Here is a 20,512-nt window from a genome sequence, read left to right on the forward strand (position 1 = left end):
CCTTTTGTCAGTCGGCCAGCGCAATCGGGCCGATGTCATTGAACACGTCGCCGGGGCCGGGGTTTTCGGCGTGAGTCTTGCCGCCAAAGTGATTCATGATGCCCCACACCGCATTCAGCGACGTCTGTACCGCGCCTTCCACCCAGGCAGGCGTCCAGGACACATCGTCACCGGCGATGAACATGCCGCGCTGTTCGGCGGGCATGTCCTGCTGCATGAAGTGGGCGTACATGCGCTGGTTATAGCGGTAATGGCCGGGCAGCGCACCCTTGAAAGCGCCGAGGAAGTGCGGATCGGCTTCCCAGGAAACGGTGATCGGGTCGCCAATGATGCGCGCCGCGATGTCGACCTTCGGGTAGATCTTCTTCAGGGCGTCCAGTGCCAGCTTCACGCGCTTGTCGATGGGCTGCGGCAGCATTTTCAGCGCGTCGCTCATCCACGAATACGACAGGCAGATCACCCCCGGCTTGTCGTCGCCGTTGTCGAAGAGGTAGGTGCCACGGGTCAGACGATCGGTGAGGGTCATGCTCATCAGGTCGCGGCCGGTTTCCGGGTCCTTGTCTTTCCAGAACGGGCGATCGACCATCACGAAAGTTTTCGACGACTGCATGTAGCGCGTGCGGTCCAACGCCATCCACATCTTTTGCGAGAACAGCGTTTCCTCGCATTCAATCTGGGTGGTCAGCAACCAGCTCTGGCAGGTGGTCAGCACGGCGGCGTACTGGCGGGTATCGCCCCAGTTGTCGGTGACGGTCAGGCTGCCGTCTTCGCTACGGGCGATGCGCTTCACGCCGGGACGGGGTGCGCCGCGATGCAGGGACGACAGGCTGGTGCCTTTGGGCCAGTGCTCGCAGTGGTCGGGCACGTGACTCCACAGTCCGACCGGCACCTGCTGCACGCCGCCGACAATCAGGTGCTGGTGTTCATCGCAGTTGGTCATGACCACGCGAAAGATTTCCAGCATCGAGTTGGGGAAGTCCGAGTCCCAGCCGCCGGTGCCGAAACCGACCTGGCCGAACACTTCGCGGTGGTAGAACGAGAGTTTGGCGAATGCTTTGGACGTCGCGACGAAGTCATAGAACGTGCGGTCGTCCCACAGCGGGACGAGCTTGTTCCACAGCTCCTTGAGGCGCGGCACATCGCGGTCGCGAATCGCCTGCTGGATGTCGGCAAACTGAGAGCCGCTTTCCAGCGCGTCGGCCCAAGCGTCGGCGACTTCCTGAAACAGCGCGGGCAAGTCCGACAGCATCTGCGCGTAATAGGTGGTGCCTTCCAGATCGATGACCGTACTGCCCGAGGCCGCCGTCAGCGGGTTGGGGAAGGGTCTGGACTCAAGGCCCAGTTTGTCGACGTAATGAAAGAAGGCTGTCGATGACACTGGAAAGCGCATGCCGCCCAGCTCGGCGACGATGCCCTTGGCACCTTCGAATTCCTGCGAGCGCAGTCGTCCGCCCATCTTGGACGCTTCGTAGACCACCGGCTTCAGGCCCATCTTCATCAGTTCGTAAGCCGCTACCAGCCCGGCGATACCGGCACCGATGATCGCCACTTCCGCGCCATGCTGTTCCTTGGGGATGCTGCCCAGACCTTTCGGATGCTCGATCCACTCATCGAAAGCAAACGGAAAATCGGGACCAAACATGGTGATCGGCTTCTTGCCGTTGGCGGGGTGACGGTTGTTTTTCATGACTGACCTTGGTGGGCAACGGCGAAAAACAACAGTCTAGATAAGCGCGCGCACGTTAATAAGACGCAAAGTGTCGTCGATATGATGTTTGTTTGTGCAAAGTGACGAATATAGACGTTATTTTGAGTGGGCTTGTGTCATTTTGATCAGAATCAGACCGGTTGGCCCCGGTCGATCTTGCTGCTGAGGATGATCGACGTGGTGGTCTTTTCCACGCCGTCCACGCTGCCGATCAGGTCCAGCAGTTCGTCCAGCTGCTCGGGTGAGTCGGTGCGCAGCCAGGCCACGTAATCGAACTCGCCACTGACCGCACACAGCTGTTGCACCTGCGCCAGCGCACTCAGCCGACGCAGCACTTCCTTGCCCGAACGCGGTTGCACGGTGATGCCGACATACGCCTGCAAACCGCCATCGACCACCCGCTGGCCGAGACGCACGCCGTAGCCGGTGATCACTTTGGTGCTCTCCAGCCGGGCCAGACGCGACGTGACCGTGGTCCGCGCAATGCCGAGCTGGCGGGCCAGTGTCGCGACACTTTCGCGGGCATTGATCTGCAAGGCGGCGATCAGCTTGCGGTCGATTTCGTCAAGCACGGGCGGGTGGGAAGTGGACACGGGAATCTCCATCAAAAACATAGGTCACTGACGAAACACTTTTTGCGGGGGGCCTCCCACAGCCGTAAGTTTGCAGTGAGTCAGCGCTGCATCAGAACTTCCAACGTCTGGCTGTTTTGGCCAGACGCGCCTGCAGACCGTCAAGGTTGTGCGCCAGTTGCTGAGTCATCAGTTGATAGCCCACCAGCTCAGCGGGAACTTCAGGCTTCGCAGGATTCGTTTCGGAAGAGCGCGCCAGCCGGTCGGTCGCGCCGGTCTGCAGCGCTCGGGCCATGCCGATCAACTGACGACGGACCTGCCTGTACTCGGTATCCAGCGATGCCTTCAACGATTCTCCCGCTATCTGGTCCAGATTGGCCGGGCGAATGTTGGCGAGGATTTCCAGGGTGCTCAGGCACATGCGGAAGTGTCCCTGAATGGCGTCCAGCTCGACCATGGACATCTTCACTTCCTTGGACACCGACGGCAGCAGCGAGCGCAGTTGCAGCATCGTGCCATTGAGCTTGGCGGTGAGCTTTAAATGCTCATCGGCTGTCACCGGCTGGCCCTGCACGATCCGTCCGTAAACCTTGGCGCAATCACGCAGTCCGCTGGCCAGGTTGTAGCGCCACGAAAACACAGCGTACAGCGGCAGGGCAAAGGAGAACGCCAGCGCCAGGGCAATACCGATCAGGATATCCACGGTGCGCCACAGCCCGTCGCTGATCGGGTTGTAACCATGACCCGCGACGATGAACAGCGTGATGGCCGACAACAGCGCGGTATAACCGCCCTTGCCGATGGCGTGATAGGCAAAGAAACCGCACAGCACCGACATGATCGCGTAGGTCAGCAGCGGTATCTCCAGATAGCCCTGCTGCACCACGACCATCAGGCCCAGCCCCGCACCGATCAGCGTCCCGTAGGCGCGCTCGACCGATTTCTTGCCGATGTTGCCGTGGTGCTGCAGACCGCCAATCACGATCAGCATCGTTACCGACGCCCACTCGCCATGGGGCAGATTGAGCCCGGTGGTCAGCAGAATGGTCACCAGCAAACCCACCGAAATCCGCGCCGCGTGGATCAGTCGCGCATTTCGATAACGGCGATACGGATCCAGCAAGGGACGCAGAACAGGGCGAAGCCAGGAAGGTATGTAAGCAGAGCGCGAATTCGTCATGCGTTAAAAGACCGCGAGGGTAGGGAAGAAATCCCTGATTGGATGGCGATGACTGCCAGTAAGCCACATTTGATGATGCATGCGGCTGGTTTGTGGGTGATTGACGGCACTGAAACGATCATCGGCGGCGCTTGAGGTTCTGCACGTGCTCACGGTGGGTTGCTCGCGTGGGCGCTCGCCTGCTTCTCAGTAAGGTCTGCATCAGGATGTCGACCTGCACGTCGCTGAATACCGGCTGCTGAAACGAGCGGATGTAAGGAATGTAGCCAATGCCTTGCGTCACGTTGGCGGGCATCGCTGTCTTGAACGTGCTTTCGCCGACGAAGCTGACCACGGAGTGAATGTGCTCCAGGCTGACGCCCAATGTCGCCTCAAGCGCTTTCAGGTGTTTGTAATTCTGCCTGAGCGGGTTCTGGAACTTATAAGTACGACGATAGATTTTCTGCGTCCACTGCGGCTGTTTCTCGCCGCCGAAGATCCAGCCGCTCATGTTTTTGGTTTCCAGCACGAAAATGCCGAAAGGCGAGATGAACACATGGTCGATCTGCGTCGTGCCATCGGCCGTGTCCAGCGTGACGTTGTGCAGACGACGATAGACCGCTCTATCCAGCTTCCAGTATGTGAACAGACGTATCCAGAACTCACCGATCTGCCCTTTCGCCCAGGGCGACTTCAGGAACGCGACGAACAGCACGGCCGGAACCAGCCAGATAAGCATGTTCAAGGCTGGGCCGAATATGGCGGTGTAATTCATCTGGAATCCTTTCCATGGGCAGGGAGGCAAGGCGGGAAGTTGAAAGGCTTTCGGACGGATCCAGGAATTCTTGATCGTCAAGGCCAGTTGATTTGATAACGCGTACTGCGACCGCCGCCGGGCAGGCGGACGATGCAGTGCTTTGCCAGTAAATCACTAAGGTGGCGAGTGGCGGTCGCTTTTGAGACTTTGGTTACGGCTTGATACTGCGTTGCATTGATCCCCTGTTCAAAACCACGCTCGCCGCCATCGAGCAGGCGATTGAGTACTTTCACCTGTTCAGTGGATAAAGCATCAGCCTGATGCAGTTGCCAGAAGCGTGTTTTTGCCAGGACTCGCTCTATACGTGCCAGCGCATGTTCAACGCTTCGCAGAAAGGTGCGCAAAAACCACTCCAGCCAGTCGGTGATGTCGGTCGTGCTTTTCTGGCTGCGCTCCAGAATGTGGTAGTAACCCGAGCGGTCTTCCAGAATGCTGGCTGACATGGCGTGCAGGCGCACCGTCTGCTGCTCGCCCTGAGCCAGAGCCAGGTCCGTGAGCGCACGGGTCAGACGACCGTTGCCGTCGTCGAATGGATGCAGCGTGACAAACCAGAAGTGCGCGATGCCTGCCCGAACCAGCGGGTCAAGGCGTGCATCGTTCCGGCTGGCAGCAAACCAGTCCAGGAAGTCATTTAGCTGCGGTTCGAGCCGGGAACGTGGCGGGGCTTCGAAATGCACAGTGGGCCGATCAAGGCGACCGGATACGACCTGCATGGGCTCATTACCGCGCAGTTGGCCTGCCTGAACCTGATGAGAGGCAAGCGTTTCCTGAGTTGGAAACAGCCAGCGATGCCATGTAAACAGACGTTGGAGCGTGAGCGGCTGAGCGTTGGCCTGCGTGACATCCAGCATCAGTTCCGCCAGGCCTTCACTGCGAGGACTGCGCTTGCCATCATCGTCCAGACCCAGGCGACGCGCCAGTGACGATCTGACGGATCCGACGTTCAACTGCTCACCTTCAATCGCAGAGGACGTGATGATGTTTTGCAGCAACGTGTCCAGAGTGTCCTGAAGGGCCGTATCGTCGTTGGCAACACGGCTCATGCCCAGCAAGCGGCCTTGCGCTTGGGTGCATTCGCGCAGCAGGGCTGCAAGACGGTCACCGTTCCAGGTGAATGCAGGCCATTGCGGCTGTTGCCAGATCCAGAGATGTTCAGACATGAGAGGTGTGCTCTGAGCCGAGCCGAATAGAGCGTCTAATCGGCTCATGAAGTGAGCCGATTGTGCGAGCTATTCGGCTCATCGTCCAGTTCAGCGTCATATCTACCTGTTCATCGCGCTTCTTTTTGGCGGACCGCTTTCCTGTGTGTTCCAAGGGGTTACGACACTCCTGAACAAGACGCTTTGTTTCATGAGTCGTGCATATCCGCGTGCCTATACTGCGAGCCCTCCTTGCTTACCGGATCGCTGCAATGCTGGCTTCTCGCACGCTGTGGTTGTTGATGCTGAGCGTCCTGCTGTTCTTCTTTGCACTGGGTAATCATCAATTGCAGAGCTCGACGGAGCCGCGCGTGGCGGGCATCGCCATGGAGATGCAGTTGACAGACAACTGGGTCACGCCGACCTTGAGCCGCCAGCCGTTTCTGGAGAAGCCGCCGCTGAGTGTCTGGCTCGATGCCAGCGCGATACGGCTGTTCGGGGCCACGCCCTGGGCGGTGCGGCTGGCCTCGGCGTTCGCCGGGTTGTTCAGCGTGCTGTTGCTGTACGCGATGCTCAAGCGCATGGGGCGTCCGGTGCCAGTCGCCTGGCTGGCCGCGTTCATGCTGGCAACGCTGGCCAGCTTCTGGGGCAATTCGCGTCAGGTCGGTGAAGACGCGCTGCTGGCGCTGGGCGTGACCCTGGCCTTGTTGATGTATGTCCATGCGGTCAATCAAGCGCCGTCGGCTCCTCGAACAACGTGGTCCTGGTGGTTGTTCACGCTGGGTATCGCCATCTCGACGCTGAGCAAGGGTGTGCTCGGGTTGGCGCTGCCGGGCGTGGTGATTTTCGCCTGGCTGCTCTGCGAAATGGTGCAGCAGCGACGGTTGGTCATCGCGGACTGGCTGCGTCCGGCGGCGTTTACCCTGCTGGGCTTGATACCGCTGATGGTCTGGCTGTATTTCCTGTACGGACAGGGCGGTGTGCAGTCGCTCAAGGATGTGCTGTGGACCAACAGCGTCGGTCGCTTCGACGGTTCGTTCCAAGAGGCCGGGCACTACGAGCCGCTGTACTACTACATCGCCAAACTGCCCGAAGCGTTCATGCCCTGGAACCTGCTGGTGTATCTGGGGCTTTGGCACTTTCGCAGGCAACTGCTCGCCAACCGGTATCTGCTGTTCTTCAGCCTCTGGCTGGTCGCGCAGTTCGTGCTGCTGACCTTGGCGTCCAGCAAACGCATGGTCTATCTGATGTCGTCAGCACCTGCCGCTGCGGTGATTGCAGCAGAGTACGCAGCGGTGCTGGGCGAACGGCTCAAGGCGCGTTCCCGAAGCTCGGCGATTGCAGCGTTTGCGGTACGCCACCAACGCGCGCTGATGACCACGGGCATCGCGCTGACCGTCGCGGCCTACCTGTGGGCAGCGGTGTGGCTGATGCCTCGGGAAGACCGGCATTTCTCGTTCGTGCCGCTGGCCACGACCGTTCAGGCACTGCAGGCACAGGGGCATCAAGTGGCCCTGTTTCAACCCAGCGAGCGGTTGTCGGGCGCCAGCGCGTTTTACGTGCACACTGTGCTGGATGCCTACGACAGCGACGCAAGCGTCAACCGTTTCCTGATGAGCGATCCGCGTAACGTGGCGATCATGGAGCGCACGAGCGAACCTGCGCCGCCGCTCAAGGCCATCCAGCACGTGAAGGTCGGCAGTCGCAGCTACTATTTCGTCAGCTACGACCGCTCCACGCCTGGCAGCTGAGGTCAGATTGTCTGGCGATTGACGACCGGTTGCACCGCTGTCCATTGTTTCTGCGGAATCGGCAGCTCGCACGACTCGCCACGGCCGATGGGGAAATAATGGAAGCCGCTTTTTGACAGGCGTTCGGTGTCGTACAGGTTGCGTCCGTCGAAGATCACCGGGGCGCCGAGCCGTTGCTGGATCAGGTCGAAATCCGGTGCCTTGAACTGCTGCCACTCGGTGCAGATGATCAGGGCGTCGGCGTCGTCCAGCGTGGATTCCGGCGTACCCATCAGCATCAGATCCTTGCGATAGCCGTAGATCCGCTGGGTTTCCTGCATGGCCTCGGGGTCGAACGCGCGCACGGTTGCCCCCGCTGCCCACAAGGCTTCCATCAACACTCTGCTGGGCGCATCGCGCATGTCGTCGGTATTGGGCTTGAACGCCAGGCCCCACAAGGCGAAGGTCTTGCCGCGCAGATCACCTTTGTAGAACGCGTTGACCCGCTCAAACAGCTTGTTCTTCTGCCGCTCGTTGATGGCCTCGACGACCGACAGCAGGTCGTTGGAGCAATGGGCCTCACGGGCGCTGTGGATCAGCGCGCGGATGTCCTTGCCAAAGCATGAGCCGCCGTAGCCACAGCCGGGGTAGATGAAGTCGTAACCGATGCGTGAGTCGGCACCGATGCCCAGTCGGACCGCTTCGACGTCCGCACCCAGGTGCTCGGCCAGTTCGGCAATCTGGTTGATGAAGCTGATTTTGGTCGCCAGCATGCAGTTGGCCGCGTATTTGGTGAGTTCGGCGCTGCGCAGGTCCATGAACATGATGCGGTCATGATTGCGGTTGAACGGTGCATACAGCTCGCGCATGACTTTTCTGACCGCTTCGCTTTCGCAGCCGATGACGATACGGTCCGGACGGCGGCAATCCTTCACCGCAGATCCTTCCTTGAGAAATTCGGGGTTGGAAACGATATCGAACTGCAGCAGGCGTCCAGCCTGACGCAAGGCCTTGTCGATGTGCGCTCGCAGCGCATCGCCACTGCCCACCGGCACCGTGGATTTTTCTACGATGATCAGCGGCTTGCTGCGGTGCCGGGCAATGCTCTCGCCCACGGCGAAGAAGCTGCGCATGTCCGCCGACCCATCCTCGCAGGACGGCGTGCCGACGGCGATGAACAGCACCTCGGCATGTTCGACGGCCATCTGCTCGTCACTGGTGAAAACCAGCCGGTCATGGTCCAGGTTTTCCCGTACCAGATTGGCGAGGCCGGGTTCGAAGATGTGCACCTGTCCCTGGCTCAGTTGTTCGACCTTGACCTTATCGATGTCCATGCACACGACGTCGTGGCCGACTTCGGCAAGCACGGCTGCTTGTACCAGACCTACATATCCGCTACCGAAAACGCTGATTTTCATGGGAAGAACCCTGAAGAGAGATGCGAGAGACGCGCCGAAGGTTGATGCTCAGAACCCCCATCACGATGAGGATGACACCCACAGTTTTCGAAACTGTGAACGTCTCGTGGAAAAACGGCAGGCCAGCGGCCAGTACGTACACCAGCCCGTAGCTGATGCTCAGCAAGGAGTAGGCGCGGCTCAGGGAAAGGCTGCGCAGCGCCAGCAGCCACAACAGCATCGACAGGGCGTAGGCGCCGATTGCAACGCCGATGACGGCCAGGGCCTTGAAATCGATTGAGGCGACAGCCGGGTATTCGAGCAACTGCGTGGGCGAGGGCAGACGGCTCATGCTCCAGCGCATGCCCAGTTGCGCGAGGCTGACCAGCGCCACACTGCCAAGCGCCAGCGTCACGCCGGGGCGGCTCATGCCTGACGTCCCAACAGAACGACGCCCGCCAGAATCAGCGCCACGCCCAGCCAGTGCCGACAGTCGACCGGCTCATTGAACAGGTAACGTCCGGTCAGGGTGATCAGTACGAAATTCAGGCCCAGCATGGGATATGCGACGCCGACGTCCAGGCGCTGCAACACCATCAGCCAGACCAGCAACCCCAGGCCCAGACACGCCATCGCGAGCCACAGCCAGGCCGAACGCGCGGCGGCCAACAGCCCCGGGAAATGACCACGCCAGCGCTCCACGGCCAGCTTCTGTGCGATCTGGCCCAGGCAGGTCAGCACACACGCGGTGAGCAGCAAAAGCCAGGTCATGATTCCGACTGCCCGTAGATCACGATGACCAGATCGCCTTCTTCGTAACGCTTGCCGCCTTTGGGCAGCGCGCCGAGTTCACGCAATTCCTCTTTGCCGTCGCCGCGCATGATCACCGCGACCTGGCCCTTGTGTCGGGCTTCGGTCATCCAGGCATCAATGTCTTTCAGGCCGACTTTGCGCTGACGGACATCCGGGTAGTCGAGGCCGTATTTCAGTTCGCCCACGGTGTTGAAGAAGGCAATGTCCGAGCGCTTCAACCGCCAGGCCAGCGCTGAGGCCGCCCCCAGGTCGTTGCTCAACAGCGACCGGCTGGCCGCCAGCTCAGAGAAATGCCGGGCCACGAACTGGTCAGGCGTCTTGTCATAGACCAGGGTGTACGGCAGCGCTGCGGGCAGCAGCGCCACCAGCAGCAGACTGCCTGCCGCTGGCATCGCCCAGGCCGACAGAGGACGCAGAGCTTGCAGCACATTGGTCAGCATCCAGACCGTCAGCACACCGATGGCCAGCAGCAGATGGATGGGTTCGTGGTCGTAGACCGGGTTCTTCCACTGCAGGTACAACAACACCAGAAGGCCGACGAGCGCGACGATGGCATTGAACCCGCCATTGAGGCGTAGCGCTGTGACCTGGCCGTGATTGAGCCGTTCGACCAGCGCGCTTGCCATCAGCAAGGCCAGTGGCAACAGGCAGGGCAGAATGTAGGTCGGCAGCTTGCCCCGGCTCAGGCTCAGAAACGCCAACGGCAGCAGCGTCCACATCAGCAGGAAACCGATAGCGGGTTGGCGCCGTTGCTGCCACGCCTGTTTGAACGTTATGGGCAACAACATCGCCCACGGCAGGCTGGCGGCAATCAGTGTCGGCAGATAGAACCACACGGGCTGGGCGTGCTGCGCGTCTTCACCTGCGAAGCGGCGCACATGCTCGTGCCAGAAGAAAAAGCGCCAGTAATCGGGTTCCTGTGCGTGGACCGTCAGCACCCAGGGCAGGCACACACCGGCGGCGACGATGACCGCGAGCAACCCGTAACGAATCAACTCGGGCAAGCGCTTCTGCCACAGCATGTAGGGCACAGTGATCAGCACTGGCAACGCCCAGGCCAGAAAACCCTTGGTCATGAAGCCCATGCCGCAGGCGAGCCCCAGCACCGTCCACGCGACCAGCCGCGAACGACCGCTGCTATGGACGGCGAACCAGAACGCGACCAGTGACAGGTTGACCCACAGGGTGAATTGCGGATCGAGGTTGCAGTAGCCGGCCTGGCCTGCAACGAAGCCGAAGCTCATGAACAGCAACGCGCTGGCAAAGCTTTTGCGCGGCTCGTTCCATATCCGGGTAGCGATCAGGTAGGCCAGCAGGGCGCTCAGGCCGGTGCTCAGCGCCGAGGCGATCCGCACGCCAAACAGATTCTCGCCGAACAGCGCCTGGCCAGCGGCGATCAACCAGTAACCGGCTGCAGGCTTTTCGAAGTACCGCACACCCATGAAATACGGCGCGGTCCATTGCCCGCTGTGGAGCATTTCCTGACTGATCTGCGCGTAGCGCGTCTCGTCCGGAATCCACAGCCCGTGTGAGCCGAGCGGCAGCAGATAGGCGACCACGAACGCCAGCAACAGCAGTGCAATGTCGCGAGTGCGGCTTGCCGTCATTGCTGCACCCCGAGCCAGCCTTCGCGTCCCGCAAGCGTGCCGCGCACCACTTGACCTGCTGGCAGGTGCTCAAGGTCGTCCGGCAACAGGTTGCCCAGTGGCTGGAAGCGGATGCCCTGAGCATTTGCCAGTGCCAGCAATTGCCTGAAGTCGTCCGCCATGACGATGCCTTCGACTTCGGCGTGCAGCGTATAGACGTTCAACCGATCTGCCGCGAAACGTCCGAGGATGAAACGATTGAAGGCGTGGGCATCAAGCTGAGGGCCTACGACCTCGTCAAAGGTCGGCATGTCCACCGGAATCTGTGGGGCGCCTGGCGTGCCATCAGCCAGGGTCGGACGAAATATCGAGTGCCCCCGGCAATCACTGTTGTAGCGAAACCCGAACGATTGCTTGGCCTGCACCACACGTTCATCGGCACGCCAGCCAGCCGCTGCCGAACAGGTTACCGGCTCGCCCAGAATGTCGCTCAGGCAATCGACACCGCGGCGCATCTGCGCGTGCAGCCGCGCCGGGTTCCAGTGCCCGGCATTGGCTTGCCAGCCATGATGGTCCCAGGCGTGCAGGCCGACTTCATGGCCTGCGTCCAGAGCGCGGCGCATCAACGGGCCGAGGTCTCGACCGATGGGTTTGCCCGGCCAGGCGGTGCCCGCCAGCAGGATGTCCCAGCCATAAAGACTGGCGGCTCTGGAGCGAAGCATTTTCCACAAGAATTGCGGCCGGATCAGCCGCCACACATGGCGGCCCATATTGTCCGGGCCGACGCTGAAAAAGAACGTCGCCTTGACCTGCGCTTCTTCCAGCATGTCCAGCAAACGCGGCACGCCTTCACGGGTGCCACGGTAGGTGTCGACGTCGATTCTCAGGCCTGCCTGCATCAGCGCTGATCCGCTTTTTCAGCCATGGCTTCGCGCAGAAAGAAATCCAGCGTCTTGCCGATGGTTTCGCTCAGCTCGATGGTGGGCGTCCAGTCCAGCAGCCGTTTGGCGTTATCCACGCAGGGCTTGCGGTGGCTGACGTCCTGATAGCCCTTGCCATAGAAGGATTGGCTTTCCACTTCACGAAACCCCGCGAACGGCGGGAAGTTGGAGCGCAACGGGTGCGCTTCGAACTGGCGCAGCAGCTCTTCGCCCAATTGCCGGATGCTGGCTTCGTTGTCCGGGTTGCCGATGTTGATGATTTGCCCGTTGCAACGCTCGCCACGGTTTTCGATGATGCGCGCCAGGGCTTCGATGCCATCGACCACGTCCGTAAAGCAGCGTTTCTGTGCACCGCCGTCCACCAGCCGGATCGGTGTGCCTTCCACCAGATGCAGGATCAACTGAGTGATGGCGCGCGAACTGCCGATGCGCGCCGAGTCCAGGCGGTCCAGACGCGGGCCCATCCAGTTGAACGGGCGGAACAGCGTGAACTGCAGACCTTTCTGGCCGTAGGCCCAGATCACCCGGTCCAGCAACTGCTTGGACACCGAATAGATCCAGCGCTGCTTGTTGATCGGGCCGACCACCAGATTCGACGTGTCCTCGCTGAAGCTGGCGTCTTGGCACATGCCGTACACCTCGGAGGTGGACGGGAAAATCACTCGCTTGTTGTACTTCACGCAGTAGCGAACGATCTTCAGGTTTTCTTCGAAATCAAGCTCGAACACCCGCAGCGGATTACGCGTGTATTCGATGGGCGTCGCAATCGCCACCAGCGGCAGAACCACGTCGCACTTCTTGATGTGGTACTCGATCCACTCGGTGTGGATGCTGATGTCGCCTTCGATGAAGTGAAAGTTGGGCTTGGTGCGCAGACGTTCGATGGCGTCCGAGCCGATGTCCATGCCATAGATCTCGTAGCGGTCATCCTGCAGCAAGCGCTCTGACAGGTGATTACCGATAAAGCCGTTGACGCCCAGAATCAGCACACGGGTGCGGCGCGTCGGACGGCTCTGGTTCTGGCCCTGCAGACGTGAGCCCTGGACCAGTCCGAACTCGCGGGCCAGTTGCACGCCACTCAGGTAGAGGCCGTCAGCGCCGCGCTGGCCTGCACCGATCACCAGCGCGCCCTCGCCACAGGCAATGCGCAGCGGGTCGCAGTCGATCACCGTGCCGGGTGCCAGTCCATGGTCGGCCTCTTCCACGCGTGCGCTCCAGACGATCAGTTTGTGCTCGCCCACCGGGCAGAAAGCGCCGGGGTAGGGCTGGGTCACGGCGCGGATCAGGTTGTTCAGTTGCGCAGCGGGGCGTGCCCAGTCGATCAGCCCGTCGGCCGGCGTGCGACGGCCGAAGCAGGTCGCCTGGGATTCGTCCTGTGGCGTTCCGGGCAATCTGCCCCGCGCCAGTAGCGGCAGCGCGTCGGAGAGCAGATTGGCGGCGGCCTTACGCAGTTTTCCGTGCAAGGTCAGCGCCGTGTCAAGTGCGCTGATAGGCACGCGTTGCTGCGCCATGATGGGGCCAGCGTCCGCACGTTTGACCATCTGGTGCAGGGTCACGCCGGTTTCGCGTTCGCCGTTGACCAGCACCCAGTTGGCCGGTGCCCGACCACGATAGCGCGGCAGCAGCGACCCGTGCAGGTTGAAGGCACCTTTCCTGGCGCAGGCCAGCAAAGGCTCGCTGAGCAATTGGCGGTAGTAGAAGGAAAAGATGAAGTCCGGGTCCAGCTTGCCGACGCGCTCGATCCACAGCGGATGGTTCGGGTCTTCGGGAGCGTGCACCGGGATGTCATGCTGCGCGCACAATTGAGCGACCGAGCCGAAGAAGGTTTTTTCAGCGGGGTCATCGGCGTGGGTGAACACGGCAGCGATTTGATAGCCGCTCTCCAGCAGCGCCTGCAGCCCGACACAGCCAATATCGTGGTAAGCGAAAACGACAGCTTTAATGCTCATGGCGCAACCTTGTTCAGATAGGGAGAAGCGGAGGAATCCACACGGTCGGTCGTCGTCTCGGTGGAGCTGCGCACGACCTTTTCAATGAAGAAGCGCGGCCGGGCCCGCACATCGCTGTACATCCGGCCCAGGTATTCACCCAACAGGCCCATGCCGATGAACTGTCCGCCGGTGAACACGAACAGCACGGCGAACAGCACGAAGGTGCCGTTCTCGGCCCATGGCGCGCCGAAGATCAGCCGCAGCACGATGAGCATCACGGCGAACAGAAGGCCCAGAAACGCCATGCTGAAACCGACAATGCTGAGCAGTCGTAAGGGAGTGGTGGTCATGCAGGTGATCAGGTCGAACATCAGGTTGATCAGCCGCATGGGGCTGTATTTCGAATCGCCGTGCTCGCGTTCGGCGTGCTCGACCAGCACTTCGGTGGTGTGCCGGGCGAAGCTGTTGGCGAGGATCGGAATGAACGTGCTGCGCTCGCGACAGGCCAGCATCGCGTCAACGATGGTGCGTCGGTAGGCGCGCAGCATGCAGCCATAGTCGCTCATCGCGACGCCGGTCGAGCGCTGGACGGCGAGGTTGATGAGTTTCGACGGCCAGCGTCGCCAGGCCGAGTCCTGACGGTTGTTGCGCACGGTGCCGACCACGTCGTAGCCCTGTTCGGCCAGCGCGATGAGGCGCGGTATCTCTTCCGGCGGGTTCTGCAGGTCGGCGTCGAGGGTGACGATCACGTCGCCTTTGCAATGCTCGAAACCGGCCATGATCGCCGCGTGCTGGCCGTAGTTGCGGTTCAGGATCACCGCGACCACCCGGCTTCCGTCACGCTCGGCCGCCTGCTGCAGAATCTCGGCGGACTGGTCGCGACTGCCATCGTCGACCAGTACGATTTCATAGTCATGGCGCAGCCGTGCGCACGCTGCTTCGGTACGTCGCAGCAATTCGGGCAGGCTTTGCTGTTCGTTGTAGACCGGGATGACGATCGACACGCAGTGGACAGGGTAGGGTTTCAAGGGCGGGCTTCCACGATTGATTCAATGGCGTCCACGACCCGCTCGACATCGTCCAGGGTCATGTCGGGAAACAGGGGGATAGAACAGAGGCGCGACGAATTCCACTCGGTGTCCGGCAGATGAACGTCGGGGAAGCGCTGGCGGTAATAGCGGTGCAGGTGAGTGGCAATGAAGTGAATGCCGCTGCCGATGTTGTGCGCCTGCAACGCTTTCATGAACGCATCGCGGTCCAGGCCGCAGCGCTCGGCGTCGATGCGCAGAATGAACAGGTGCCAGGCATGACGCTGCGCGTAGCCGGGTTGCGCCAGTGGCAAAACGGCGCTGCTGGCCAGCCTTTCGAGGTAGCGATTGGCGAGCATCTGGCGCTTGGCATTGATCGCATTCAGGCGCTGCAACTGCACCAGGGCAATACTGGCGTTGAGGTCTGCCAGGTTATATTTGAAACCGGGCTCGATGACTTCGGCCTGCGGCTTGCGCCCCAGTGTCAGGCGGTCATAGGCATCGACACCCAGTCCGTGGAATTTCAGCTGACGCACCCGGGTTGCCAGCGCGTCGTCATCGGTGACGAGCATCGCGCCCTCGGCACAGGTCATGTTCTTGATCGCGTGAAAAGAGAAGATGGCCGTACCGCGTGTGCCGACCGGACGCCCTTTGTATTCAGTGCCAGCCGCATGGGCAGCGTCTTCGATGAGCGCGATGCCATACCGGTTGGCGAGCGCATGGAGGGGGTCAAGATCAAGTGCGGCGCCCGCGTAATGCACTGGAATGATGGCTTTGGTCCGCGGCGTGATTGCCTGTTCGACGTGTGCGGCATCGATCATCAGCGTGTGGCGATCCACGTCGATAAAAACCGGCGTCGCGCCCAGCAGGCAAATCATGTTCGCGGTAGAGACCCAGGTCTGGGACGGCGTGATCACTTCGTCGCCGGGACCGACGCCCAGTGCTAGCAGCGAAACATGCATGGCACCCGTGGCAGATGACAGCGCAATCGCATGCTGCGCCCCGACACGCTCGGCGAACTGTTCTTCGAGCTTCTGGCATTCCGGCCCAGTGGTCATCCAGCCGGACTTCAATACGCGGGTCACTGCCGCAATCTCTTCGTCGCCCACAGACGGACGTGAAAAAGGAAGAAAAGCCTGATTCATCACTATGTTTTCCACGCGGGCCAATAACGTTAAGTGTGTGCTTCGCTACGTTCGCACTGCGCCGCAGTCGCTGCGCGACTCGGGGTTGAATGTAATAAGCGTTGTAATTAACGTCTGTTATCGGTTTATAAATAAAAGTTAATGGAGCGTCTGTTTTTTAACCCGTGGCGGTGTTGGACATAACGTCTTTCATCATCGATGTGACTGCCGGTTTTGCGGGGCAGGGCAGCAGTTGTCGAGGATGCTCCGGCCTTGTCGGGCACCATTGTTGATCCAAATGACGGGCGCCGTGCTGAAAACTCGACGCCGTTAAGTCAGGCGACAGCTTTCTCACGGGTTGGTGAATTATTCATTTGAATTCATTTATTTGTCTTGGGAATATTTTAAGCTGGGGAAGGTGTGGGTATGTTTTCTGAACGGCTGCTTGATCATTCGAAGTTTGAAGGTTGTTTAAAACCTGATTTGTTTTAAGCGTCTGTTCAGGACATGTATTTTTTGTTGTGCACCACTTCAAGTGCCCTCAAGCGGGTTTGCATATCTGCGTCGCTTTTGACCGGCAAGGCGACAGGAAGCGTTTGGCAGGCTCCCGCATTCATCCTGTGAGGTGTTATTTTGAGGATGTTTCTGATCGTCTGATCAGCTATTTCCCACACACTTTTCGCAAAGGAATGCCTTAGCAATGAACCTTTCACTCAAGCATCTGGCCGCCACTACCCTGATGCTCGCCAGCCTTTCAGCCGTCGCCCCCTCCGCTCTGGCGAACATCACGCCGCAACAAAGCGCCGCCATTCTGAAAACATTCAATGAAAAGTCGGCGACTGATTTCAGACAGTTTCTGGGGAGTGTCGCGAAGAGCGATCTGGCCAAAACCGCCGATCTCGAACCCGCGATCAGTGCCTTTCTCGACGACAAGACTCTGACCGCCGAGCAGCAGAACGAAATCCATCGGCTGCTGGGCATTTACGCCCGTGTGAAGTACGGCAGTGCTGCGAATGAAACCCTGCGTGAACTGGTCGCCATTCCGACCTTCGCCGTGGAAGGCGTCGCCCAGCACGACAACCCCGAGTTCATCAAGATCGCCGAGAAGCTCAAGACGCTCGCCGAGTCGTTCAATCTCAAATTCCGCAACATCGACAACCGCGTCTATGAAGTCTCGCTCGAAGGCTCCAGCGAGGAAGTCGTCGGTATTCATGCCCACGCTGACGTGGTGCCGGTGACGCCTGCGAACTGGGTGCTGCCGGACGGTACCAAACTCGACCCGTTCAAGGTCACGTTGATTGGCGACCGCATGTACGGTCGTGGCACCGAGGATGACAAGAACGGCATCGTGGTCGCGATGTACGCCATGAAAGTCATCAAGGAAGAAAAGCTGCCGCTGGCTCGAAACTTCAAACTGCTGATCGACACCACCGAAGAGACCTCCGGTGACGCGATTCCGTACTACTTCGAGCGCAACCCGACGCCGAACTACAACCTGGCGCTGGACGGCGGCTACCCGGTGGTGATCGCCGAGAAAGGTTACGGCACGGTGATGGCGAACTTCCCCGTGCGTAAAGGTGAGGGCAAGGGTGCCGAGATCACCTCCTTGACCGGCGGCGCGGCGACCAATCAGATTCCATCGAAATCGGTCGCTACGCTGGTGACGGACAAACCCGCAGAACTGGCCGCTGAGCTGCAAAAGGCGGGTGCCGAGTACGCGAAGCGCAACGGTGGCGACTTCCAGGTGGACGCGGCGGTCGAGGGCAAGGACGTGAAGCTGACCGTGACCGGCGTATCGGCCCACTCGTCCGATCCTGCGTCGGGCGTCAACCCGGTGGCCCGAATGCTCGACTTCATCAACAGCCTCGACGGCAAGGTTGAGTTGAAGCACAACCACATCACCGACGCGGCCCAATACGCGGCTGACAACTGGGGTCTGGATTATCTGGGCAGCAAACTGGGTGTCGGTTTCTCGGACGAGTTCATGGGCCCGCTGACCGCTTCCCTGACCTTCGTGGGGATGGATGCGAAGACCTTCAAACTGGCGGTGAACCTGCGCGTGCCGAAAGGCAAGTCACCCGAGAAGCTCAAGGCCGAGATCGCCGAAAAGCTGACGGCATGGAGCAAGCAGAGCAAGATTGCGCCTGCGTTCGATTACTCCATCGCCGAGCCGATGTACCGCAACCCTGAGGGTGAATGGGTCAAGGCACTGCTGGCCGTCTCTACCGAAAACCTGGGCATGCCTCACACGTTCGGCACTTCGGCGGGCGCTACTTCGGTCCATAACTTGCCCAATGGTGTGCAGTTCGGCTTGGCCATGCCCGAAGCCAAATACACCGGGCACACCGACAGCGAGTTCAAGACCACCGAGCAGTTTTTGCTCGACCTGCAGATCGTGACGGAAATGATGGGGCGTATCGGGCAGTTGCCGAAGCTTTGATCTGAAGGCCTGATCCGGCGTGAACAGGACGCTCTGCAGCGCATTCGAGAGCGGACGCAGAGCGTCCTGAGCGGCATTCCCACGCGGAGCGTAGGAACGATCATCACTCGACACCGATCGTGCCCATCGCTCCGCGTCCCATTTGGTCGCCACGCACTGATTGACGCCTCATACCCTGCCCGGCATATTAGCGCTCGTTTGTGATCGTTAATGCTCGTTTATGCAGGTTCAGATTGTCATGACTCCTACCCATGAAACCTTCCCCGGCGAACGCCAGCAGTTGATCAGTGAACGCCTGGCCCGGTACGGCCGGGTGATTGCGGCTGATCTGGCCAGCGAGTTCAATGTCTCTGAGCACTCGATCCGCCGCGACCTCAGTGCGCTGGCTGCCTCGGGTGTATGCAAGCGCGTCTACGGTGGCGCGATTCTGTTGCGCACCGCTGAAGGCCCCATGGCCGCGCGCGTGCAGCAGGACACCACACGCAAGGACAGCCTCGGGCAGGCCGCTGCTTCCCTGCTGAGCGACGGACAGCACGTCTTCATTGACGCCGGTTCCACCAACTTCGCCATCGCCAGCGCCATCGACCCCCAGCTTCACCTGACGCTCACCACCAACTCACCGTTGATTGCCGTGCAGCTGATGACACTGCCCAACGCCGAAGTGATTCTGCTGGGTGGCCGTCTGAGCCCGACGGCGGGAGGTGTGATCGGTCTGACGGCGGTCCAGCAATTGCGCCAGTTCAGCTTCGACCTGTGCTTTCTCGGCGCCTGCGCGCTGGATCCGGACAACGGTGTCACGGCATTCGGGCTGGAAGACGCCGAGTTCAAGCGCGCCGTCGTCGCCGCGAGCGGCCAGATTGTGGTGGCCGTGACCAACGAAAAGCTGTCCAGCGTCGCTCATTACCAAGTGGCCCAGTGCGAAGACGTGTCGGCGCTGGTGGTCGAGCAAGACGCGCCACGCGAGCGGCTCGACCCGTTTCTCGGCAGGATTGCCAACGTCGTGACCGCAGCCTGAGCGGAAAACTCACGTATGTCGCGCTTGCCCATTGTCTGGCGCGCCATTTACGTCTAGTTTGCTCCCTATTTAGTATGACTATTAATCGCACCCTCTAATAAGTACAAGAATCAGGAGTCACCGATGCAACCCATTCGTCTCGGTCTGGTGGGCTACGGCAAGATCGCCCAGGATCAGCATGTTCCCGCGATTCTCGCCAATCCCGCTTTCACGCTGGTGTCCGTCGCCACTCAGGGTCAGCCTTGTGCAGGCGTGCAGAACTTCAAGTCCCTGAGCGAGCTGCTCGAAAACGGGCCGCAGGTCGATGCCATCGCGTTCTGCACACCTCCTCAAGGTCGATTCGCCTTGGTGCAGCAAGCCATCGCCGCTGGCAAACACGTGCTGGTCGAAAAACCGCCGTGCGCCACGCTGGGTGAAGCGATGGAGCTGGTGAATCAGGTACACGAACAGGGCGTCACCGGCCTGTTCGCCTGGCATTCGCGTTATGCACCCGGCATCGAAGCCGCCCGCGACTGGCTCGCGACGCGCACTCTGGAAAGCGTGAAGATCGAGTGGAAGGAAGACGTCCGCAAATGGCACCCCGGCCAGACCTGGATCTGGCAGCCCGGTGGTCTTGGCGTCTTCGATCCGGGCATTAATGCCCTGTCGATCGTGACCCACCTGCTGCCACTGCAACTGTTCGTTGAATCCGCCGAACTGCGCGTCCCCGACAACTGCCAGTCGCCCATCGCCGCTGACATCAAAATGTCCGACGCCCGCCACCTCGACATTCGCGCCGAATTCGACTTCGACCACGGTCAGCACGAACTATGGAGCATCGAAATCCGCTGCACCGAAGGCGTCCTGCGGCTGGACAATGGCGGCGCACTGTTGAGCATCGATGGCGTGCCTCAGACGGTGGCGGAAGAGGGTGAGTACACCGTGGTGTACCGGCATTTTCAGCAGTTGATTGGCGACAGGAAGAGCGACCTGGACCTGCAGCCATTGCGGCTGGTGGCGGACAGCTTTTTCGTGGGCAGTCGGGTGCTGGTTGCACCGTTTTACGATTGATGGTCGGGGCGTTCTTCGTGTTCTGAAGTCATCTTCAGAGACGGCATGGTGTCTTGCTGCAA

17 protein-coding genes are annotated in these 20,512 nt (G+C 60.5%); 4 read left to right on the forward strand and 13 right to left on the reverse strand.

Translation table 11 applies throughout. From position 1 onward, the window contains the following. Positions 1 to 7: 7 nt before the first annotated feature. From CFBP1590_RS02540 to CFBP1590_RS02560, 5 genes are all read right to left on the reverse strand, one after another. Positions 8 to 1,687, reverse strand: coding sequence for a flavin monoamine oxidase family protein (locus CFBP1590_RS02540; protein WP_088234427.1), 1,680 nt, complete (start codon positions 1,685 to 1,687; stop codon positions 8 to 10). Between the two features lie 152 nt (positions 1,688 to 1,839). After that, complete coding sequence (locus tag CFBP1590_RS02545; protein ID WP_025993491.1) at positions 1,840 to 2,301, reverse strand: Lrp/AsnC family transcriptional regulator; 462 nt, start codon at positions 2,299 to 2,301, stop codon at positions 1,840 to 1,842. 91 nt (positions 2,302 to 2,392) lie between these two features. Further along, the gene (locus tag CFBP1590_RS02550) at positions 2,393 to 3,460 is read right to left on the reverse strand and encodes an FUSC family protein (protein WP_029244085.1); all 1,068 of its coding nucleotides are present in this window, start codon (positions 3,458 to 3,460) and stop codon (positions 2,393 to 2,395) included. A 118-nt stretch (positions 3,461 to 3,578) separates the two neighbouring features. Then, a complete protein-coding gene (locus CFBP1590_RS02555) occupies positions 3,579 to 4,214 on the reverse strand; it encodes a nuclease-related domain-containing protein (protein WP_088234428.1) in 636 nt (211 codons plus the stop codon). Positions 4,215 to 4,291: 77 nt separating this feature from the next. Then, on the reverse strand, positions 4,292 to 5,416 hold the full coding sequence (locus CFBP1590_RS02560) for a Fic family protein (protein ID WP_088234429.1): 1,125 nt from the start codon (positions 5,414 to 5,416) through the stop codon (positions 4,292 to 4,294). 251 nt (positions 5,417 to 5,667) lie between these two features. Between CFBP1590_RS02560 and CFBP1590_RS02565 the strand changes: the two genes are divergently transcribed. Next, on the forward strand, positions 5,668 to 7,146 hold the full coding sequence (locus CFBP1590_RS02565) for an ArnT family glycosyltransferase (protein ID WP_088234430.1): 1,479 nt from the start codon (positions 5,668 to 5,670) through the stop codon (positions 7,144 to 7,146). A 2-nt stretch (positions 7,147 to 7,148) separates the two neighbouring features. Here CFBP1590_RS02565 and CFBP1590_RS02570 read toward each other — a convergent pair whose 3' ends face one another. Genes CFBP1590_RS02570 through arnB form a run of 8 tightly spaced genes read right to left on the reverse strand, consistent with a single transcriptional unit; the run spans position 7,149 to position 15,966 of the window. Continuing rightward, positions 7,149 to 8,543, reverse strand: a complete 1,395-nt coding sequence (locus tag CFBP1590_RS02570; protein WP_088234431.1) for a UDP-glucose dehydrogenase family protein — start codon at positions 8,541 to 8,543, stop codon at positions 7,149 to 7,151. Continuing rightward, positions 8,521 to 8,952 carry a 4-amino-4-deoxy-L-arabinose-phosphoundecaprenol flippase subunit ArnF gene (arnF, locus tag CFBP1590_RS02575; RefSeq protein ID WP_004880071.1) on the reverse strand — a complete coding sequence of 144 codons (432 nt, stop codon included), beginning with the start codon at positions 8,950 to 8,952 and terminating at the stop codon, positions 8,521 to 8,523. Before arnF ends, CFBP1590_RS02570 begins: the two co-directional genes overlap by 23 nt. Further along, complete coding sequence (gene arnE, locus CFBP1590_RS02580) at positions 8,949 to 9,293, reverse strand: 4-amino-4-deoxy-L-arabinose-phosphoundecaprenol flippase subunit ArnE (protein ID WP_058431068.1); 345 nt, start codon at positions 9,291 to 9,293, stop codon at positions 8,949 to 8,951. The genes arnF and arnE overlap by 4 nt, the downstream gene beginning before the upstream one ends. Beyond that, a complete protein-coding gene (arnT, locus tag CFBP1590_RS02585) occupies positions 9,290 to 10,942 on the reverse strand; it encodes a lipid IV(A) 4-amino-4-deoxy-L-arabinosyltransferase (protein WP_088234432.1) in 1,653 nt (550 codons plus the stop codon). The genes arnE and arnT overlap by 4 nt, the downstream gene beginning before the upstream one ends. Beyond that, positions 10,939 to 11,820: a 4-deoxy-4-formamido-L-arabinose-phosphoundecaprenol deformylase gene (arnD, locus tag CFBP1590_RS02590; RefSeq protein WP_088234433.1), complete on the reverse strand. Its 882-nt coding sequence runs from the start codon at positions 11,818 to 11,820 to the stop codon at positions 10,939 to 10,941. The genes arnT and arnD overlap by 4 nt, the downstream gene beginning before the upstream one ends. Then, a complete protein-coding gene (arnA, locus tag CFBP1590_RS02595) occupies positions 11,820 to 13,811 on the reverse strand; it encodes a bifunctional UDP-4-amino-4-deoxy-L-arabinose formyltransferase/UDP-glucuronic acid oxidase ArnA (protein WP_088234434.1) in 1,992 nt (663 codons plus the stop codon). The genes arnD and arnA overlap by 1 nt, the downstream gene beginning before the upstream one ends. Beyond that, complete coding sequence (gene arnC / locus CFBP1590_RS02600; RefSeq protein WP_088234435.1) at positions 13,808 to 14,821, reverse strand: undecaprenyl-phosphate 4-deoxy-4-formamido-L-arabinose transferase; 1,014 nt, start codon at positions 14,819 to 14,821, stop codon at positions 13,808 to 13,810. The genes arnA and arnC overlap by 4 nt, the downstream gene beginning before the upstream one ends. After that, a complete protein-coding gene (gene arnB / locus CFBP1590_RS02605) occupies positions 14,818 to 15,966 on the reverse strand; it encodes a UDP-4-amino-4-deoxy-L-arabinose aminotransferase (RefSeq protein WP_088234436.1) in 1,149 nt (382 codons plus the stop codon). The genes arnC and arnB overlap by 4 nt, the downstream gene beginning before the upstream one ends. 679 nt (positions 15,967 to 16,645) lie before the next feature. On the opposite strand from arnB, the gene CFBP1590_RS02610 reads away from it, so the two are divergent. The 3 genes from CFBP1590_RS02610 (at position 16,646) to CFBP1590_RS02620 (ending at position 20,450) form a co-directional block, all read left to right on the forward strand. Beyond that, the gene (locus CFBP1590_RS02610; protein WP_088234437.1) at positions 16,646 to 18,385 is read left to right on the forward strand and encodes a dipeptidase; all 1,740 of its coding nucleotides are present in this window, start codon (positions 16,646 to 16,648) and stop codon (positions 18,383 to 18,385) included. 238 nt (positions 18,386 to 18,623) lie between these two features. Next, positions 18,624 to 19,400: a DeoR/GlpR family DNA-binding transcription regulator gene (locus tag CFBP1590_RS02615; protein WP_088236349.1), complete on the forward strand. Its 777-nt coding sequence runs from the start codon at positions 18,624 to 18,626 to the stop codon at positions 19,398 to 19,400. Positions 19,401 to 19,523: 123 nt separating this feature from the next. Beyond that, on the forward strand, positions 19,524 to 20,450 hold the full coding sequence (locus CFBP1590_RS02620) for a Gfo/Idh/MocA family protein (protein WP_088234438.1): 927 nt from the start codon (positions 19,524 to 19,526) through the stop codon (positions 20,448 to 20,450). Positions 20,451 to 20,512: the final 62 nt, after the last annotated feature.

This window comes from Pseudomonas viridiflava (assembly GCF_900184295.1).
Lineage (GTDB): Bacteria > Pseudomonadota > Gammaproteobacteria > Pseudomonadales > Pseudomonadaceae > Aquipseudomonas > Aquipseudomonas viridiflava.

Coding starts and splice junctions, on each gene's coding strand:
- CFBP1590_RS02540 (WP_088234427.1), bottom strand. CDS start 1,687: ATGAAAAACAACCGTCACCCCGCCAACGGCAAGAAGCCGATCACCATG.
- CFBP1590_RS02550 (WP_029244085.1), bottom strand. CDS start 3,460: ATGACGAATTCGCGCTCTGCTTACATACCTTCCTGGCTTCGCCCTGTT.
- CFBP1590_RS02555 (WP_088234428.1), bottom strand. CDS start 4,214: ATGAATTACACCGCCATATTCGGCCCAGCCTTGAACATGCTTATCTGG.
- CFBP1590_RS02560 (WP_088234429.1), bottom strand. CDS start 5,416: ATGTCTGAACATCTCTGGATCTGGCAACAGCCGCAATGGCCTGCATTC.
- CFBP1590_RS02565 (WP_088234430.1), top strand. CDS start 5,668: ATGCTGGCTTCTCGCACGCTGTGGTTGTTGATGCTGAGCGTCCTGCTG.
- CFBP1590_RS02570 (WP_088234431.1), bottom strand. CDS start 8,543: ATGAAAATCAGCGTTTTCGGTAGCGGATATGTAGGTCTGGTACAAGCA.
- arnF (WP_004880071.1), bottom strand. CDS start 8,952: ATGAGCCGCCCCGGCGTGACGCTGGCGCTTGGCAGTGTGGCGCTGGTC.
- arnE (WP_058431068.1), bottom strand. CDS start 9,293: ATGACCTGGCTTTTGCTGCTCACCGCGTGTGTGCTGACCTGCCTGGGC.
- arnT (WP_088234432.1), bottom strand. CDS start 10,942: ATGACGGCAAGCCGCACTCGCGACATTGCACTGCTGTTGCTGGCGTTC.
- arnD (WP_088234433.1), bottom strand. CDS start 11,820: ATGCAGGCAGGCCTGAGAATCGACGTCGACACCTACCGTGGCACCCGT.
- arnA (WP_088234434.1), bottom strand. CDS start 13,811: ATGAGCATTAAAGCTGTCGTTTTCGCTTACCACGATATTGGCTGTGTC.
- arnB (WP_088234436.1), bottom strand. CDS start 15,966: ATGAATCAGGCTTTTCTTCCTTTTTCACGTCCGTCTGTGGGCGACGAA.
- CFBP1590_RS02610 (WP_088234437.1), top strand. CDS start 16,646: ATGAACCTTTCACTCAAGCATCTGGCCGCCACTACCCTGATGCTCGCC.
- CFBP1590_RS02615 (WP_088236349.1), top strand. CDS start 18,624: ATGACTCCTACCCATGAAACCTTCCCCGGCGAACGCCAGCAGTTGATC.
- CFBP1590_RS02620 (WP_088234438.1), top strand. CDS start 19,524: ATGCAACCCATTCGTCTCGGTCTGGTGGGCTACGGCAAGATCGCCCAG.